This window comes from Kribbella sp. DT2 (genome assembly GCF_049844575.1).
Classification (GTDB): domain Bacteria; phylum Actinomycetota; class Actinomycetes; order Propionibacteriales; family Kribbellaceae; genus Kribbella.
Genome location: NZ_JBNCLH010000003.1, coordinates 709,392 through 726,223 on the forward strand (window position 1 = coordinate 709,392; position 16,832 = coordinate 726,223).

Annotated in this window: 17 protein-coding genes; 13 read left to right on the top strand and 4 right to left on the bottom strand. The window is 71.0% G+C overall.

Annotated elements, in window-relative coordinates; genetic code table 11:
• Window positions 1-13: 13 nt before the first annotated feature.
• The 3 genes from folP to ACLQ2O_RS16685 are packed head-to-tail and all read left to right on the top strand — an operon-like array spanning window position 14 to window position 2,230.
• The gene (folP, locus tag ACLQ2O_RS16675; RefSeq protein WP_425832632.1) at window positions 14-826 is read left to right on the top strand and encodes a dihydropteroate synthase; all 813 of its coding nucleotides are present in this window, start codon (window positions 14-16) and stop codon (window positions 824-826) included.
• The gene (locus tag ACLQ2O_RS16680; RefSeq protein ID WP_425832164.1) at window positions 826-1,554 is read left to right on the top strand and encodes a pyrimidine reductase family protein; all 729 of its coding nucleotides are present in this window, start codon (window positions 826-828) and stop codon (window positions 1,552-1,554) included. The genes folP and ACLQ2O_RS16680 overlap by 1 nt, the downstream gene beginning before the upstream one ends.
• A gap of 1 nt (window position 1,555) precedes the next feature.
• The gene (locus ACLQ2O_RS16685; protein ID WP_425832166.1) at window positions 1,556-2,230 is read left to right on the top strand and encodes a class III extradiol dioxygenase subunit B-like domain-containing protein; all 675 of its coding nucleotides are present in this window, start codon (window positions 1,556-1,558) and stop codon (window positions 2,228-2,230) included.
• On the opposite strand, the gene ACLQ2O_RS16690 is transcribed toward ACLQ2O_RS16685, so the two are convergent.
• The gene (locus ACLQ2O_RS16690; protein ID WP_425832168.1) at window positions 2,206-3,468 is read right to left on the bottom strand and encodes an MFS transporter; all 1,263 of its coding nucleotides are present in this window, start codon (window positions 3,466-3,468) and stop codon (window positions 2,206-2,208) included. The genes ACLQ2O_RS16685 and ACLQ2O_RS16690 overlap by 25 nt on opposite strands.
• A gap of 123 nt (window positions 3,469-3,591) precedes the next feature.
• On the opposite strand from ACLQ2O_RS16690, the gene ACLQ2O_RS16695 reads away from it, so the two are divergent.
• On the top strand, window positions 3,592-4,521 hold the full coding sequence (locus ACLQ2O_RS16695) for a LysR family transcriptional regulator (RefSeq protein WP_425832170.1): 930 nt from the start codon (window positions 3,592-3,594) through the stop codon (window positions 4,519-4,521).
• A gap of 368 nt (window positions 4,522-4,889) precedes the next feature.
• Here the strand turns inward: ACLQ2O_RS16695 and ACLQ2O_RS16700 are convergent, their stop codons facing one another.
• Complete coding sequence (locus ACLQ2O_RS16700) at window positions 4,890-5,552, bottom strand: hypothetical protein (protein ID WP_425832172.1); 663 nt, start codon at window positions 5,550-5,552, stop codon at window positions 4,890-4,892.
• 45 nt (window positions 5,553-5,597) lie between these two features.
• On the bottom strand, window positions 5,598-6,572 hold the full coding sequence (locus tag ACLQ2O_RS16705) for an ABC transporter substrate-binding protein (RefSeq protein WP_425832174.1): 975 nt from the start codon (window positions 6,570-6,572) through the stop codon (window positions 5,598-5,600).
• A gap of 127 nt (window positions 6,573-6,699) precedes the next feature.
• Here ACLQ2O_RS16705 and ACLQ2O_RS16710 point away from each other — a divergent pair, with 127 nt between their 5' ends.
• The 9 genes from ACLQ2O_RS16710 to ACLQ2O_RS16750 all read left to right on the top strand — a co-directional run bounded on the left by ACLQ2O_RS16710 (window position 6,700) and on the right by ACLQ2O_RS16750 (window position 15,902).
• The gene (locus tag ACLQ2O_RS16710) at window positions 6,700-7,689 is read left to right on the top strand and encodes a FecCD family ABC transporter permease (protein ID WP_425832176.1); all 990 of its coding nucleotides are present in this window, start codon (window positions 6,700-6,702) and stop codon (window positions 7,687-7,689) included.
• Window positions 7,686-8,720 (top strand): FecCD family ABC transporter permease, encoded by a 1,035-nt coding sequence (locus ACLQ2O_RS16715; RefSeq protein WP_425832178.1) that lies wholly within the window; start codon window positions 7,686-7,688, stop codon window positions 8,718-8,720. The genes ACLQ2O_RS16710 and ACLQ2O_RS16715 overlap by 4 nt, the downstream gene beginning before the upstream one ends.
• A 3-nt stretch (window positions 8,721-8,723) precedes the next feature.
• Window positions 8,724-9,500 (top strand): ABC transporter ATP-binding protein, encoded by a 777-nt coding sequence (locus ACLQ2O_RS16720; protein WP_425832180.1) that lies wholly within the window; start codon window positions 8,724-8,726, stop codon window positions 9,498-9,500.
• A complete protein-coding gene (locus ACLQ2O_RS16725; RefSeq protein ID WP_425832182.1) occupies window positions 9,497-10,174 on the top strand; it encodes a (2Fe-2S)-binding protein in 678 nt (225 codons plus the stop codon). Before ACLQ2O_RS16720 ends, ACLQ2O_RS16725 begins: the two co-directional genes overlap by 4 nt.
• A gap of 137 nt (window positions 10,175-10,311) precedes the next feature.
• Window positions 10,312-11,538, top strand: a complete 1,227-nt coding sequence (locus ACLQ2O_RS16730) for a glutamate-cysteine ligase family protein (RefSeq protein WP_425832184.1) — start codon at window positions 10,312-10,314, stop codon at window positions 11,536-11,538.
• Entirely contained in the window at window positions 11,535-12,869 is a 1,335-nt protein-coding gene (gene egtB, locus ACLQ2O_RS16735) for an ergothioneine biosynthesis protein EgtB (protein ID WP_425832186.1), read from the top strand. The genes ACLQ2O_RS16730 and egtB overlap by 4 nt, the downstream gene beginning before the upstream one ends.
• Window positions 12,870-12,919: 50 nt before the next feature.
• Entirely contained in the window at window positions 12,920-13,699 is a 780-nt protein-coding gene (locus ACLQ2O_RS16740) for a class II glutamine amidotransferase (protein WP_425832188.1), read from the top strand.
• On the top strand, window positions 13,696-14,661 hold the full coding sequence (gene egtD, locus ACLQ2O_RS16745) for an L-histidine N(alpha)-methyltransferase (protein WP_425832190.1): 966 nt from the start codon (window positions 13,696-13,698) through the stop codon (window positions 14,659-14,661). The genes ACLQ2O_RS16740 and egtD overlap by 4 nt, the downstream gene beginning before the upstream one ends.
• A 218-nt stretch (window positions 14,662-14,879) precedes the next feature.
• Window positions 14,880-15,902 (top strand): LacI family DNA-binding transcriptional regulator, encoded by a 1,023-nt coding sequence (locus ACLQ2O_RS16750; protein ID WP_425832192.1) that lies wholly within the window; start codon window positions 14,880-14,882, stop codon window positions 15,900-15,902.
• Window positions 15,903-15,978: 76 nt separating this feature from the next.
• Here ACLQ2O_RS16750 and ACLQ2O_RS16755 read toward each other — a convergent pair whose 3' ends face one another.
• The gene (locus ACLQ2O_RS16755; RefSeq protein WP_425832194.1) at window positions 15,979-16,683 is read right to left on the bottom strand and encodes a CHAP domain-containing protein; all 705 of its coding nucleotides are present in this window, start codon (window positions 16,681-16,683) and stop codon (window positions 15,979-15,981) included.
• Window positions 16,684-16,832 lie beyond the last annotated feature (149 nt).

Genomic DNA, 16,832 nt, shown 5'->3' on the forward strand with positions numbered 1-16,832 from the left:
GCAGTGCGCGCTGATGGCCATCGTGAACCGCACGCCGGACTCCTTCTTCGACCGGGGAGCGACGTTCGCCACCGGCAAGGCCTACGACGCGATCGCCCAAGCGGTCGCCGACGGCGCCGACCTGGTCGACATCGGCGGGGTCAAGGCCGGGTACGGCGAACCGGTCAGCGAAGCCGAGGAGCTGCGCCGGACCGTCGACTTCGTCGCAGGGATCCGTGCTCGTCATCCTGACCTGGTGATCAGCGTCGACACCTACCGCAGCGGTGTCGCGCGCCGGGTCGGCGAGGCCGGCGCGGACCTGATCAACGACACTTGGGCCGGCGCCGATCCCGAGATGGCGGCCGCCGCGGCCGAGACCGGCGCCGGGCTGGTCTGCAGCCACGTCGGTGGGCTGACGCCGCGCACCGATCCGCACCGGATGGCGTACGACGACGTGGTGGCCGACGTGATCCGGACGACCACGGCACTGGCCGGGAAGGCCGTCGCGGCCGGCGTCCGGCGGGACGCGATCGTGATCGACCCGACCCACGACTTCGGCAAGAACACGCTGCAGTCGCTGGAGCTGACCCGGCGCCTGGACGAGCTGGTCGCGACCGGCTGGCCGGTCCTGGTCGCGGTGTCGAACAAGGACTTCATCGGCGAGACCCTGGACCTCCCGCCGGGCCGGCGCGGGTCCGGTACGTTGGCCGCGCTGAGCGTGTCGGCCTGGCTCGGCGCCCGGGTGTTCCGGGTGCACGACGTACCGGCCGCGCGGCAGGCGCTCGACCTGATCGCCGTACTGCGTGGTGCCAAGCAGCCCGCCGGAACCCGAAGGAGTCTCGCCTGATGCAGCGGTTGGCCGACCTCAGCGAGGCGGAGGTGATCGCGGCGTACCAGGTCGAGGACCGGACGGTGCCGCACCTGCGCAGCAACTTCGTGACCACCCTGGACGGCGCGGTCGAGATCGACGGGAAGTCGAAGGCGCTGTCCGGCCCGGCCGACCAGGAGATCTTCGGCAAGCTGCGGATGCTCAGCGACGTCGTGCTGGTCGGCGCGGGAACCGTCCGGATCGAGGGCTACAACCCGCTCCGGCTCGGCGCTGCCCGGCGGACCTGGCGGGTCGAGCAGGGCCTGGCGGAGAACCCGACGCTCGCGATCGTGTCGTCGCGACTGGATCTGGATCCCGCTGCCCCGTTCCTGGCCGAGGCGCCGGTGCGGCCGATCGTCTTCACGCACCCCGCGTCGCCGGCCGAGGCGCGCGAGGCACTGGCCGAGGTCGCCGACGTGGTGGTCTGCGGGCATGCCGGGGTCGACCTGCGCGAGGTCGTCAACACGCTCGTCGAGCGAGGGCTGCCGCAGATCCTCACCGAGGGCGGCCCGCACCTCCAGGGCGCGTTGACCGAGGCCGACCTGATCGACGAGATGTGCTTGTCGATGGCACCGATCCTGGCCGGCCCGGGCTCCGGCCGCATCACCGCCGGGCCGAGGGCGACGGGGTCTCGCGGCTACGTCCTGCACACGGCCCTGGCCGGTGACGACGGGTACCTCTTCTTCCGCTACCTACGCGAGGCCTGACATGCCGGTCGTCAGCGCCGCCGTCTGCCCGCACCCGCCGTTGCTCGTCCCGGAGGTCGCGAGTGGCGCCGCCACGGATCTCGACGACCTGCGCGCTGCGTGCCTCGTCGCCATCGACAAGCTGGCGACCGCCGACCGGCTGGTTGTCATCGGCGCCGGTCCCACCGCCACGCAGTACGACAGTGACGCAGCCGGCACCTTCACCCCGTACGGCGCTCGCGTCCAGGTCGGTGATGGCGTCCCGGTGCTGCCGCTGTCGCTGGCTGTCGGCGCCTGGCTGCTCAACCAGTCCAAGGCTGCCGAGCTCTCGCGGACCTACCTCTCGATCACCGCGGACCTGCCTCCCGGCGACTGCCTCGCGCTCGGACGAGAGCTTGCCAATGGCAACGACCGGGTCGCCCTCCTCGTCATGGGGGACGGCTCGGCCCGCCGGAGCGAGCACTCGCCGGTCCACCTGCATCCTCGCGCCGAGCTCTTCGACCAGACGGTCGCCGCGGCCCTCCACCTGGCCGACACGACGACGCTCGCCGCACTCGACCCGGCCCTCGCGGCCGAGCTCCACGCGGCGGGCCGCGCGCCCTGGCAGGTGCTTGCGGCAACGACCGGGCTGACCGGTGACCTGCTGTACCACGCGGCGCCGTACGGGGTCGGCTACTTCGTTGCCAACTGGACCTGATCCCGCTTCGGCAGCAGGAGCGGAGTTCCGAGCAGCAGGACGCCGGAGACGGTGATCGCGGTGAGCGGGCTGGTGATCGTTGCCAGGAGCCCCCAGATGACCATCGTCCCGGCCTGGGCGAGCTTGCTGCTGACACTCCACGCGGTGAGGACGCGCGCAGCCTGATCGGTGGGCGTGCGCTGCAGGCGCTCGGTGGCGGAGATCGGGTTGAAGATGCCCATGCAGGTGATCAGCAGTGCCTCGACGACGATCACCGTCACGAGCCCCGAGACGCCGGGACGGGTGAACGCGAGACCGAGCGGGAAGATCGACCGCAGCCAGCCGGTGACGATCATGACGCGGTGCCGCCCGAAGCGGGTCACGAGACGCGCCGAGAGGCGGGCGCCGACGAAGCCGCCGATGCTGGGGAGCCCGAAGGCCAGGCCGTACTGCCAGGCGCTGAGCTGGTACTCGCCGAGGAGGAGTACGGCCAGGAGCGGGGTGGTGGCCATGATCAGGCCGCTGACGGTGATGCCGTTGAGGTAGAGGCGCCGGAGGCCGGGGTCGTCGAGGATCAGGTGCCAGCCGCTGAAGAAGTCGGCTGCACGCAACCGGGCGCCCGAGCTCGGGGTGGGGGTGGGCGTCGGGGTCGGGGTCGGCCCGCGCCGTCCCGCCGTACTGCTGGGTGATGCGAGGTCGGTCCCGCGGATGCGGCGGACCGCGAGGGCGGACAGCAGGTAGCTGCAGGCGTCCGCGGCGACGGTGACGACCGGTCCGAGGACGACGACGAGTGCGCCGCCGAGCGGCGGTCCCAGCGCGGTCGCCGTCCAGCTCGTGCCCTCGAACCTGCCGTTCGCGGCGAGCAGTTGGTCCCTGTGGACAAGGTGTTTCAGGTAGGCGCCGGAGGCCGCGGTGAAGGCGATGTTCGCCGTACCGGAGACGATCGAGACGACGAGCAGCTGGGCGTACGTCAGCGCTTGGAACAGGTAGGCGATCGGGACCGTCGCCATCGCGACGAACCGGAGCAGGTCCATCGCGACCATCACCGGGCGTTTGGCGCGGTGGTCGATCCACGGGCCGAGCGGGAACGCGACGAGCGCGGCGACGGCGAGGCCGGCGGCCTCCAGCAGCGAGACCGCGATCGCCGACGCGTGCAGCTCCCGTACGGCGAGCAGCGGGAACGCGCCGAAGGCGATCCAGGTGCCGTACGTGCTGACGGCGTACGCCGTCCACAGGGCCTTGAAGTCTTGGGTGGGCACGGATCTCCTTTGCGACAACCAATGTGCAGGCCTGTGCATCACAGCCGTCCGGTGGCAGGCGGATCAAACAACCGTCGCGTCGGCGAGCCACAACGATCGGTTGGGCGTGCTTACGATGAGGCGGTGGATACCGAAGGGGTGCGGTCGTTCGTCCGGGCGGCGGAGCTGGGGCAGTTCCAGCACGCGGCGGACGAGCTCGGCGTGACGCAGCAGGCGGTCTCGAAGCGGGTCGCGGCGCTGGAGCGGGAGCTCGGCGTCCAGCTGTTCGCGCGGACTGCTCGCGGGGTCGAGCTGACGCTCGACGGGCAGGCCTTCCTGCCGCACGCCCGAGGCATCGTCGCCGGCGCCGAGCGCGCGGTCGGCGCGGTCAGGCCGGGGTCACGGGCGCTGCGGATCGACGTACTCGGTCTGCGGAGCGCGCAGGCCGTCGTACTGCACGACTACTGGCGGGCGCACCCGGAGATCGACCTCGACGTGGTCACGCTGCGGGTCGACGACCCGCGCGTCGCTGCCGCTGCGGTTGCGGCCGGCGAGGTCGATGCGTCGTTCCGTACGGTCACCTCCGCGCTGCCTCCCGGGCTGCAACTGGTCCGCGCCTTCGACCTCGCACTCGAGCTCCTGGTCGGCCCCCGGCACCCGCTCGCCGCCGCGCGAACCGTCACCCCCGCACAACTCCGCGGGCACCGCATCTGGATCCCGGGTATCGCGCCCCGCAGCGAGTGGGCCGAGTTCTACGACGAGCTCACCACGGCCTTCGACCTCCGGATCGACGCCGCCGGCCCCAACTTCGGCACCGAGGTCCTGCTCGACGCCCTGGCGGACTCCCCGGACCTGGCCACCCTCATCGGCACCCGCGACCGCTACCTGTGGCCCGCGTCGTACGACCTCCGCCGAATCCCGATCCAGAACCCGACGATCGCCTACCCGCTCTCACTCGTTCTGCCCCGAGACAACCCCCACCCGTCCCTCCAGGCAATCATCAACCACTGCCACACCCTGGCACCGCTACCCGACCCCACCTGGCTACCGACGTGGACAAGAACCCCGGGGTGAGGGATAAGCCAGGCAGCCGGCGACCAGCGCCCCATCCCGCACCCACGAACCGAGGCTGCGGACCGGCGCCCATGAACGAGGTGGTGGGCCCGCGCCCAACGAACCGAGGCTGCGGGCCCGCGCCCACGAACAGGCTGCGGCTCCCCCTGGGGAGGACAGGCAGCGGCTCCTCTGTTGTTTTCCGGCCGCAGCGGCCTCCGGGGGCTCGGCCTGGCCGGCCGCAGCTGCAGGGCCCGCGCCATACGCCCGAGGCTGCGGGATAGCTCACGGCCACGCGGCTGCTCTCGGACCCGCGAAGCGTGGTCCGCCGGCGGGGCGCCGCCCCCACCCCACCTCCGCGTAGCGGGGCCGACGGGGCAAGTCCGTGGCTACGAGGCTGGGGCGTGCTCTACGGGTACTGGGGTCCAGCGGGGTTCGGTGTTGGCCAGGTCGGTGTGGCCGCCGGCTCTTAGTTGGTCGGCCAGTTCTACTCGGGCTCCACGGACGGCGGCTACTGCCTCGTCGGCCGTGGGGTACGGCCCGGACCAGTTGCAGACGGCGTTGCCGGCGTACCAATCGCCTGCGGGGGACTGGCGGACGTGGGAGGCGGCCAGGCGGTCGGCTGGGTAGGTGTCGCCTCGGTCCGTGGCCAGGTGGATGACGGCGTCGACGGCGACGACCTCCGCCGTGAGGTCGAGCTTGGGCTGGAGGCGGACCGCGTCGGTGAGGACGAACTCGTAGCCCTCGGGGGCGAGTGTGCTGAGCCAGGTGAAGGCTTCCAGCGCGGTCTGGCGGAGGAGCTCGGAGTCGGCCGGGTCGGCGAGGGTGTGGACGCCGACCAAGCGGGTGTGCGTCGGGCGGAGCTCGTTCTGCCAGAGCCGGACTTGCAGCTCCGCCCGCCCGTCAAGGCGCCGGCCGAGGATGCGGGCCAAGCCGACGACGTCGAAGTTCAGCTCGTCCGGCGTCCGCCGCCGCCCCGGCTCCAGCGGCGCACCGGCCGCCGTACCGGAGGTCGTCCAAGGCCCCACATGCCACCGCTCGAGCACCGTCACCCGACCGAGATTAGCCCGCCGCCACAGCCGCTCCAGGCAGGACTGTCAGCTCTTGACCGGCGCCGGTACGTCGAACGTCTTGGCCAGGTCGGTGAGGATGACCCACGCACCCTGCAGCCCGACCGCGGTCATCCACGTGATGTCCGGGACCTCGTGCACCTTCGGCGCGAGCGGCTTCCACAGCGGGTTGGCCTTGAACTGCTCGGCGGTCTTCGCGCTCAGCCCCTTGTCGTCGGCGTACGTCGCGACGAAGATCGCGTCCGCGTCGGCGTCCTTGATCCGCTCGGCGCTGATCTCCGCGGCGAAGTCCTCGACGTCCTGCGACTTGGGCCGCTTCAGCCCGGCGTCCTTCAGCACGATCCCGGAGAAGCTCGCGGCCTGGTACAGCCGGGTCGGCCCGTCGACGAACCGCACCACCGAAATGGTCGGGTCGCCTGCTTTGGCGTTGATCGCCGCGCCGACGGTCTTGGCCGCCGCCTGGTACGACGCCAGCTCCTTCTCGGCCAGCTCCTCCTCGCCGAGCGCCTTCGCGGTCAGCCGGATGTTGTCCTTCCAGGTCGGCCCGGTGGTCTCCGACATCACGGTCGGCGCGATCGCCTTCAGCTGGTCGTACTGCTTCTCGTGCCGCACCTTCGCCGTGATGATCAGGTCAGGATCGAGCGCGGCGATCTTCTCCAGGTTCGGTTCGGCCAGCGTGCCGACCGACTCCGACTCCTTGCCGTACGTCGTCCGGTCGTCGCCCAGGTACTCCGGGAGCTCGCCGTTGATCGTGCGGTAGTCGGTGTAGCCGACGACCGGGGTGTCGAGGATCAGTGCCGCGTCGACGAAGCTCGCGTCCAGCGCGACGACCCGCTTCGGCTTGGTGGGGATCTCGGTCGAGCCCATCGCGTGCTCGACCGTTCGCGGGAAGCCCGCGCCGGCGTCGCCGCCGGCGGCCGGCTCGTCCTCACCGGAGGACCCGCACCCGGCCAGCGCGAGCGCGCTCACCACCAGAACAGCAGCCAGACGGCGGATCCTCACAAGCACTCCCCAGGACGTCGGTACGAGACAGCAGCACCCTACGTCACCGAGCTAAGGGTGCCCTAACCTTTTCCACAGGACGGATATCACGCTCGCGGATCGGTAAGGCTCACCTAAGATCACCCGGGTGAGGGTGTCGCGGCCGATGGCCTTGCTGTTGCTGCTGCTCCTCGTCGTGCTCGCGTTCGGCGCGAGCCTCGCGCTCGGCTCCCGCTGGCTCGGCGCGGACGCGGTCGTGAAGGCGTTGGTCGAGCCGTCCGGTTCCGACGCCGACGTGATCGTCCGCGACCTGCGCTTCCCGCGCACGGTGGTCGCCGTGCTGATCGGCTCCTGCCTCGGCGTCGCCGGCGCGCTGATGCAGGGCCACACCCGCAACGCGCTCGCCGAGCCGGGCATCTTCGGAGTCAGCTCGGGAGCCGCGCTGGCCGTCGTACTGGGACTGCAGCTCGGCGTCGCCGACTCGATCCGTACGACGGTCTGGTTCGCCCTCGTCGGCGCGCTCGCAGCGACCTTCGGTGTCCAGCGGCTGGCGACTCGGGGGAGTGGCGCGACTCCTGTCGGCCTGGCGCTGACCGGCGCCGCAGTGGCCGCTCTGCTCGGTTCCTTCACCTCGGCGATCGTCCTGCTCGACGCGGACACGCTGGACTCGTACAGGTTCTGGGCAGTCGGTTCGGTCGCCGGGCGCGGCCTGGACGTGGCAGTGCAGGTGCTGCCGTTCGCGGTCGTCGGTCTGCTGCTCGCAGTGGTCAACGCACGTGACCTCGACCTGCTCGCACTGGGCGACGACGTGGCGGCCGGGCTCGGCCTGTCGATCCGGCGCGCCCGCTTCGTCGGTCTGCTCGCCATCGGCCTGCTGACGGCAGCCGGTGTAGCCGCCTGCGGCCCGATCGGTTTCCTCGGCCTGATGGCCGGACACATCGCGCGCAGGCTCTTCGGGGCCCGCAACAGCTGGCTCATCCCGGCCGCCGGTCTCACCGGAGCGGCCGCGCTGATCCTGGCCGACCTGGTCGGCCGGCTGGTCGGTGGGGCCGGCGAGGTGCAGGCGGGCGTCGTACTGGGTCTGGTCGGTGCGCCGCTCTTCGTCCTGGTCGTACGACGCCGGGCGGTGGCCCTGTGACCACCAAGCCCCGCACCGTCGTGCTGGCCGCTGCCTTCGCACTGGCCGCCGTCGCAGCAGCACTCGTCTCCTTAAGCGTCGGTACGACGCGGCTCCCGCTGGCCGATGTGGTTGACGTCCTGCTCGGCGGCGGCCGCCACGGGACCCGCCTGGTCGTGCTGGAGCTCCGCATGCCTCGTGTGGCGACCGGACTGCTCGTCGGCATCGCCTTCGCCGTGTCCGGCGCTCTCCTGCAGACCCTGTCCCGAAACGCTCTGGCCAGCCCGGACATCGTCGGCGTCAACTCAGGTGCCTCGGCTGCAGCGGTCGCCGTGATCGTCCTGGCCGGCACCGGTGGCGGCAACATCTCCGGCGCCGCCGCGAAGGTCGGCATCCCGCTGGCCGCAGTACTGGGCGGTCTGCTCGCCACTACCGTCGTCGGCCTGCTCTCCATCCAGCGTGGGGTGGTCGACGCCGGTCGCGTAGTGCTGATCGGTGTGGGCGTCGCTGCGGCCGCCAACTCCTTGGTGGCTTGGCTCCTGGTGATCGGAGACGTCACCGACGCCGGACGGGCCGCGGCCTGGCTGGCGGGCTCGCTCAACTCCAGGACCTGGAGCGACGCGGTCCCTGTGGGTCTGGCTGTCCTGCTGCTGGTCCCGCTCGCTGTGACCTTCAACCGCAACCTGGAAGCCCTCGTGCTCGGTGACGACGTCGCCTCCTCGCTCGGCGTCCGGGTCTCGCGGGTCCGGATCGCCCTGCTGGTGATCGCGACCGTCCTGGCCGCCATGGCGACGGCCGGAGCCGGTCCGATCGCCTTTGTCGCTCTGGTCGCGCCGCAGATCGCCCAGCGGCTGGCCCGGTCGGAGCGGCCGCCACTGATGACCACGGCGATGCTCGGCGCGCTCTTCGTCACCGCCGCCGACCTGATCGCCCGGAACGGCCTGGAGTTGCTGCAGGTCGGTCCGTACGAGCTGCCGGTCGGCGTGGTCACCGCCGCGCTCGGAGCGCCGTACCTGATCCAGCTCATCGGCCGTCAGCAGAAGGGGCGCTGAACCGTGCACGTGGAGAACCTCACCCTGGCGTACGGCGCAGACAAGCCGGTCGTGGCCGGGCTCAGCCTGGAGGTGCCGGCGGGCCGGATGACCGCTGTGGTCGGGCCGAACGGCTCCGGCAAGTCCACACTGCTGCGGGGGATGAGCAGGCTGCTCAAACCGAGCAGCGGCCGGGTTCTGCTCGACGGCAAGGACATCCACACGCTCCCGGCGCGTGAGCTGGCCCGGCAGCTCGGCGTACTGCCTCAGGGCCCGGTGACTCCGGAGGGGATCACCGCAGCCGAGCTGGTGTCGCGCGGCCGGCACCCGTACCGCGGCCTGTTCGCTCGGCTCACTCCGGAGGACGAGCAGGCGATCGAGAACGCCCTGGACGCTGTAGAGCTCGCTGAGCTGCGGGACCGTCCGGTGGACCAGCTGTCGGGCGGCCAGCGGCAGCGGGTCTGGATCGCGATGGTCCTGGCCCAGGGCACGCAGCACCTGCTGCTCGACGAGCCGACCACCTACCTGGACCTGGCCCACGCGGTCGACGTCATGAACGTCGTGCACGCGGCCGCTCACACCTCCGGGCGCACAGTGGTCACCGTGCTGCACGACCTGACCCTCGCAGCCCAGTACGCCGACCACCTGGTCGTGATGGGCGACGGCAAGATCGCTGCTCAGGGCAGGCCGGTCGACATCCTCAGCGAGCGGCTCCTGGCCGACGTCTTCGGTCTGCGCGCCACGGTGGTCGAAGTCGGCGGAGCCCCTGTGGTCGTGCCCGACCGTAGGCTGGCGCTATGACGTACACCGCGAGCCGCCTCGCGGACCTGCTCGACGGGGAGATGGAGTGGCTGTCGGTTCGGGCCGCTGACCAGCTGCCCGGGCCTGAGTGGATCCACTGCGGTCCCCTCCTGCAGGAGCAGCTGGCCGGTGGCGACCCGACGTACGGGTGGCGGAAGGTGCTGCAGGACGAGTACGCGGCGGAGTACTCGATCGAGCCACCGGTGCGAGTGGCCGCGATGTTCGTGCTCATGTGGTACGTCTCGGTGCCGTCGATCGTGGCCGGACTGTCCACTGCGCTGACAGGTGTCTCACCGGACGTGTCACCGGACGCGCTGGCGTTCCGGCGCCACCCGACCGCGCACTACCCGGTGGAGGTCGCACTGCTCTCGGACCGGGTCGTCACGACCAGCGAGGCCGTGCAGCAGGTCGAGAGCCACACCAGGGCGTTCACCGACAGCTACCAGCCGGGCGTCAAACTCAGCTCGCGTCAGCGGCTCGGAGCGATCAGTGACGAGCTGCGGGCCGCCGTACAGATGCCCGAAGAGGCACGGCACGCGGTCGCCGCGGCCGCGGCGTTCCGGCTCGATCTGGACCGGACGATGCGGACGTCGTGCTGCTTCGTCTATGCGCTGCCGAACACGAATCCCTGCAGCACCTGCCCACGGATTTCCGGCGTGAAAGTGCCGATCTGAGGGCTGCGGCCGAAAACTGTCGGTGCTGCCGGGCACGCTGGACGGCATGAATTCCTTCCCTGCGACAGTGCGTACGTCATCGAGAGGTAACTCGCTATCGGTTGTCCCGGCCGGTGGCCGGAGTTAGGTTCGCTGACGTGACGGAGCCAGGTTCTACCGCGGCGACGACTCCGATCGGCTCCCGGGCCGAGGCGGAGGGGTACGTCGAGATGGTGTGCTTCAAGCACGGCCCTCCACAGCTGCACGGTGTCGAGCTGGAGTGGACGGTGCATCACGCGGACGATCCGCACCGGCCGCTCGACGCCGGACAACTGAGCAAGGCCCTGGGCGTGCACGCGCCCCCCACCCTGGTTCGGGGCAGCCCGCAGCTGCCACTCGGCCGGGGTTCTCTGGTCACTGTGGAGCCGGGTGGCCAGGTGGAGATCTCCGGCGCCGCCTCGGCCTCCGTGCCCAGGCTGATCGAGGACACCGTCGCCGACACGGCGGAGCTCAGAACCCTGCTGGACTCAGCCGGCCTCGTGCCCGGCGACCACGGCCTGGACGCCTTCCGTCCACCGCGCCGCATCCTCACCGTCCCGCGCTACGCGGCGATGGAGCACGCGTTCCAGCAGCTCGGCCCGCACGGCCCACGGATGATGTGCAGCACGGCGGGACTGCAGGTCTGCCTCGACGCCGGTGAGCCCGGCCAGGCAGCGCTGCGCTGGCGCGCCCTGCACGACGTCGGCCCGGCCCTGGTCGCCCTGTTCGCCAACTCGCGGCAGCGGACCGGCACGGACACCGGCTGGGCGTCGGCGCGGACGGAGGCGACCTTCGGCACCTGCGCACCGTTCACCGGACCACCACCGCTCGACGAGGACCCAGCAGCGGTCTGGGCCCGTACGGCGATGGAGGCGCCGGTGCTCTGCCTGCGCCGCGGCGACTCCTGGGAGGCGCCGGCCGGTCTGACCTTCGGGGCCTGGGCCGACGGCGCCCTGCCCGACGACAGACCGACGTACGACGACCTCGAGTACCACCTGTCCACCCTGTTCCCACCCGTGCGGCCCCGCGGGTACCTCGAGGTCAGATACCTCGACGCCCAGCAGGGGGACGGCTGGATCGAGCCGACGCTCCTGCTGATCGCGCTGATGTCCGACCCGGCCGTCACCGACCAGGCACTGGCCGCAGCCGCTCCGGCAGCGGGCCGCTGGTTCCCAGCCGCGCGGGACGGGCTCGACGACAAGCTCGTGCACCAGGCCGCGCGGGACCTGGTCGAGCTCGGCGCCCGAGTGCTGGACCGGACCGGCATCGACCAAGAACTGACAGCGCAGGTCGCAACCCGGCTGCACTGCATCGTCGACGACACCCAGAGAAGGCGAGCCTCATGAACCACCAACTGTCCGACCTGACGCCGGAGCAGCTGCGGGCCTTCGTCGCCGGGCAGCTCGAACGCTCCCGCGCCCGCACCGTCCAGCTGACCGACGCGGTCGACACCGACGACCTGGTCCGCCAGCACTCCCGGCTGATGTCCCCGCTGGTCTGGGACTACGCCCACATCGGCAACCAGGAAGAGCTCTGGCTGGTCCGCGACGTCGGCGGCCGCGAGCCGGTCCGGCAGGACATCGACGAGCTGTACGACGCGTTCATGCACGCCCGCGCCGACCGGCCCGCGCTCCCGCTGCTGAACCCGACCGAGACGAAGGCGTACGTCGTCGAGGTGCGCGACAAGGTGATGGACGTGCTCGACCACGTGAAGTTCGACGGCGGGCGCGAGCTGGTCGACAACGGGTTCGCGTTCGGGATGATCGTCCAGCACGAGCAGCAGCACGACGAGACGATGCTGGCGACGCACCAGCTGCGGACCGGTTCGCCGGTGCTGGACGCGCCGGCGCCGCCCGCGGGGCGACGGCTTCCCGCCGCGGAGATCGTCGTACCGGGTGGCGTCTTCGAGATGGGGACGTCGATCGAGCCGTGGGCGCTGGACAACGAGCGGCCCGCGCACGCGGTGCACGTCGCGCCGTACGTGATCGACACCGTGCCGGTCAGCAACGGGGACTACCTGGAGTTCGTGCTCGGCGGGGGCTACGAGAACGAGCAGTGGTGGTCGGAGGCGGGCTGGGCGCACGTCCAGAAGGCCTCGCTGGACGCACCGCGCTTCTGGGAGGTTGCCGACGGCAACTGGATGCGGACGCGCTTCGGGCATCGTGAGGCGCTGCCGCTGGACGAGCCGGTGATGCACGTCTGCTTCTACGAGGCCGAGGCCTACGCGAAATGGGCCGGCAAACGGCTGCCGACGGAGGAGGAGTGGGAGTTCGCTGCCCGCTTCGACCCCGCGTCGGGGCGGACGCGGCGGTTCCCGTGGGGTGACGAGACTCCTGGCGCGCAGCACGCCAACCTCGGCCAGCGGCACCTGCGACCGGCGCCGGTCGGTGCTTATCCCGCGGGTGCTTCGCCGCTGGGTGTCGAGCAGCTGATCGGCGACTGCTGGGAGTGGACCTCGAGCGACTTCACGCCGTACCCGGGCTTCCGTGCCTTCCCGTACGACGAGTACTCGCTGGTCTTCTTCGGCGCCGACCACAAGATCCTCCGCGGCGGTTCCTTCGGCACCGACGAGGTCGTGGCCCGCAGCACCTTCCGCAACTGGGACTACCCCGTCCGCCGCCAGATCTTCGCCGGCTTCCGCTGCGCCCGCGACCCCAAGCCCACGGAGCTCCACTAGTGTGCCGTCACCTGGCCTACCTGGGCCCGGAGAGGACACTGGCGTCGCTGGTGATCGATCCACCCCACTCGCTCTACAAGCAAAGCTGGGCCCCGTCGGACATGCGAGGCGGAGGTTCGGTCAACGCCGACGGCTTCGGCGTCGGCTGGTACCCGGCGGCCGAAGGCCAGCCGTCGGGGGCGAGCGACCCCTCCTCCTCCATCCTCGCGTCCTCCGGCTCCGCAGGAGCCGGAGGACGCGAGGAACCCGTGCGGTACCGGCGCAACGTGCCGATCTGGGCCGACGAGAACCTGCCCGGTCTGGCCCGGAGCATCCGGTCCGGTGCGGTGCTCGCTTCCGTGCGCAACGGCACCACCGGTATGCCGCTCGGCGAGGGGGCTGCCGGGCCGTTCGTGCACGGGCGGTGGCTCTTCAGCCACAACGGGATGATCCGCGGCTGGCCGGGGTCGTTGACGAAACTCGCCGAGGGCTTGCCGGTCACCGACCTGCTGACGCTCGACGCGCCGGTCGACTCCGCGCTGCTGTGGGCGCTGGTCGTCCAGCAGCTCGCCGCCGGAGTGCCGGCCGCCGATGCCGTGGCGGGCGTCGTACAGAAGGTGGAGGAGGCCGCTCCAGGATCGAGGCTCAACATCCTGCTCACCGACGGCGAGCAGCTCGTCGCGACCACCTGGACGCACTCGCTGTGGGTCAGGCAGACCGACGACTCGGTCGCCGTCAGCTCCGAGCCGTGGGCCACCGACGACCCGACCTGGAAAGAACTTCCCGACCACACCCTGCTCACCGCGACCCGGTACTCCTGCTCCACCACCCCGATGGAAGGACGACAGTGACCCTGATCGACGTTCATCTGACCCCGGACTACACCTCCCGCGCCCTGAGGGAGGACGCCCGGGCCGGACTGACCGCGGACCCGAAGTGGCTGGCGCCGAAGTGGTTCTACGACGCCCGCGGCAGCGAACTCTTCGAGCAGATCACCCGCCTGCCCGAGTACTACCCGACCCGCGCCGAGCGCGAGATCCTGCAGGCCCGCGCCGCCGAGATCGCCCAGCTCACCGGTGCGCACACCCTGGTCGAGCTCGGCTCCGGCTCCTCGGAGAAGACCCGCCTGCTGCTCGACGGCCTGCGCGACCACGGCACGCTGAACACGTTCGTCCCGCTCGACGTCTCCGAGACAGCTCTCCGCGAAGCAGCCGCGGCGATCAACGCCGACTACCCGCAGCTCACCGTGCACGGCGTCGTCGGCGACTTCACCGCCCACCTCGACAAGCTCCCCGGTGAGGCCCCGCGCGTGGTCGCCTTCCTCGGCGGCACGATCGGCAACCTGCTGCCCACCGAACGCGAGACCTTCTACACCTCGGTCCGCGACGTCCTCGAACCAGGCGAGTGGCTGCTCGTCGGCACCGACCTGGTCAAGAACCCCGCCACCCTCGTCGCGGCGTACGACGACAGCGCCGGGGTCACCGGCGAGTTCAACCGCAACGTCCTCCGCGTCCTCAACCGCCAGCTCGGCGCCGACTTCGACGTCGACTCCTTCACCCACGTCGCCGTCTGGGACCCCGAGAACGAGTGGATCGAGATGCACCTGCGCGCCGACCGCGCGATGAAGGTCCTCATCCCCGAGATCCGCCTCGAGGTCGACTTCGCCGAAGGCGAGGAGATGAGCACCGAGATCTCCGCCAAGTTCCACCGCTACGGCGTAGAAGCCGAACTGGGCAAAGCAGGCTTCACCCCCGCCGCCTGGTGGACCGACACCGAAGAACGCTACGCCTTGTCCCTCTGGCAGGCGATCTGACCTCAGTACGACGACGCGCCCGGCCGGACCCCGCCTGTTTCCGGCCGGGCGTTTGGCGTGCTGGCTCCTGGGCGGGGGCGTACGCGGGCGGTGCGGGGGAGGCGGCGTCCCGGACCTTGGTGTTCAGGTGGTCGACGGGATCCTGCCTCCTGGGTGGTAACGTTTCCAAGGCTTACTGTCGGGTGACGATGCCGTGCTGTGAGAGGGAAGTCGACCCCGTGACCGAAACGCTTCCACGCAGTCCCGACGCCAGGCCGCCGACGATGATCGACGTGGCCCGGCGCGCCGGTGTCGGGCTCGGTACCGTCTCCCGGGTGGTGAACGGCGGCGCCGGGGTCCGGGCGGAGACCGCCGAGCGGGTCCGGGCGGCGATCGACGAGCTCGGGTTCCAGCGCAACGAGGTTGCCCGCGCGCTCCGGCCGGGCAAGAAGTCGTCGAGTCTCGCGCTGGTGCTGGGCGACCTGACCAACCCGTTCTTCGCCACCATCGCGAAGGCGTCGCTGGAGGTCGCCGGGCAGTCGGGCTTCGCCGTCGTGCTGGGCAGCGTGGACGAAGACCCGGAGGGGGAGAAGCGGGCGATCCAGGAGCTGATCGGGCGCCAGGTCGCCGGGCTGATGATCGTGCCGGACCAGAGCGATCACTCGTTCCTGACGTCGGCCGGCGTCCCGGTGGTCTTCGTCGACCGGCCCGCGCACGGGATCGACGCGGACATCGTGATGGTCGACAACGAGGCCGGCGGCAAGGTCGCCACGGATCACCTGCTCGGGCAGGGGCATCGCCGGGTCGCGGTCCTGCTGGCGCCGTCGTACTACACGACCGGACGGCGGTTGCGCGGCTACCGCCGGGCCCACCGCGAGGCCGGCGTACCAGTGGACGAATCGCTGGTCGTGCAGCTTCCCGAGGGCACCGCCGAAGCAGCCGAGAGGGCAACCAGCGAGCTGATGGACCGGGCCGATCCGCCGACGGCGCTGTTCGCCTCCACCAACTTCGTCACCGAAGGCGTCCTGCGCGGCCTCGGCGACAACACCCGCCCGGCCGTCGTCGGCTTCGACGACTTCCGGATGGCCGACATGCTGCCCACGCCGGTCACGGTCGTTGCCTCCGACATCGCGGACCTCGGGCGCATCGCCGCCCACCTCCTGCTGGCCCGCGCCGCCGGCACCGAGACGCGGCCACCGCAACGCATCGTCCTGCCCGCCGTACTGATCCAGCGCGGTTCGGGCGAGCGGCCACCGGTCTGAGGACGTGCCGAGGCGCCCGGTCGGAGGGGCGGGTACGACCGGACGCCTGTCGTGGATGGATCAGTCGAAGGGTGGATCAGAAGTTCGGCCAGGCCCAGCCGAGGTAGCTGTTGAAGTACGGGAGCTTGGCCAGACCGATCTTGTTGTTGACGCTGGTGGCCCAGAAGTAGCCGTCACCGCGAGCCACACCGACATGTCCGTACGGCGCCGCGAGGTCCCAGAAGACCAGGGCACCCTTCGGCGGGTTGAGGTCGCCGCGGTGGGCCTCGCCGCGCGCGACGGCGGCGTTCCAGTTCGCCTTGGCCGAGGCGTGGATCGCGGTCTTGCCGTACGAGTTCTCGGCCGCCTTCTCGCAGTACCCCTGGAACGCGGTCGAGCCGTTGCGGGCCGAGTACCAGGCGATCGCCTTGTCGGCGCGCGGGTTGCTGGTGCACAGCGGGGCGACCAGGCCGCCGCTGCCGGTGTTCACGTAGGAGTCGGAGATGAAGCCCTTGCCGGGGATGTGGTCCCAGATCAGGCTGCGACCGAACTTGCCGGTCACCGGCTCGCCGTAGATCTGGCAGTCGATCTCGACCGGGCCGTTGGGCTGGGTGCCGACCGAGGCGAAGCTGAGGGCGTTGCCGGACCGGATGGTGACGCCGGTCCCGCCGTCGGTGACGACGGTGCCGGTCGCGGCGTGGGCGGGGGCGGTGGTGACGACGGCGGTGGCGACGACGGCCGAGCCGCCGATCAGGGCGGTGGCGGTGGCGCGGGCGATGGTACGGAGGAGGGCGGTCCGCATGAGCTGCATCCTTTTCGCTCGGGTGCCTTGGCGAATCGGCACTGCTTGCAGAGAATCAAAGAGTTACCGCGTTGTCGCAGTGGGCAACGAAAACAATTAACCATCCGTGGGTAAACTCTGTGGACTAGTAACGGTGAGACCGGGAGTAC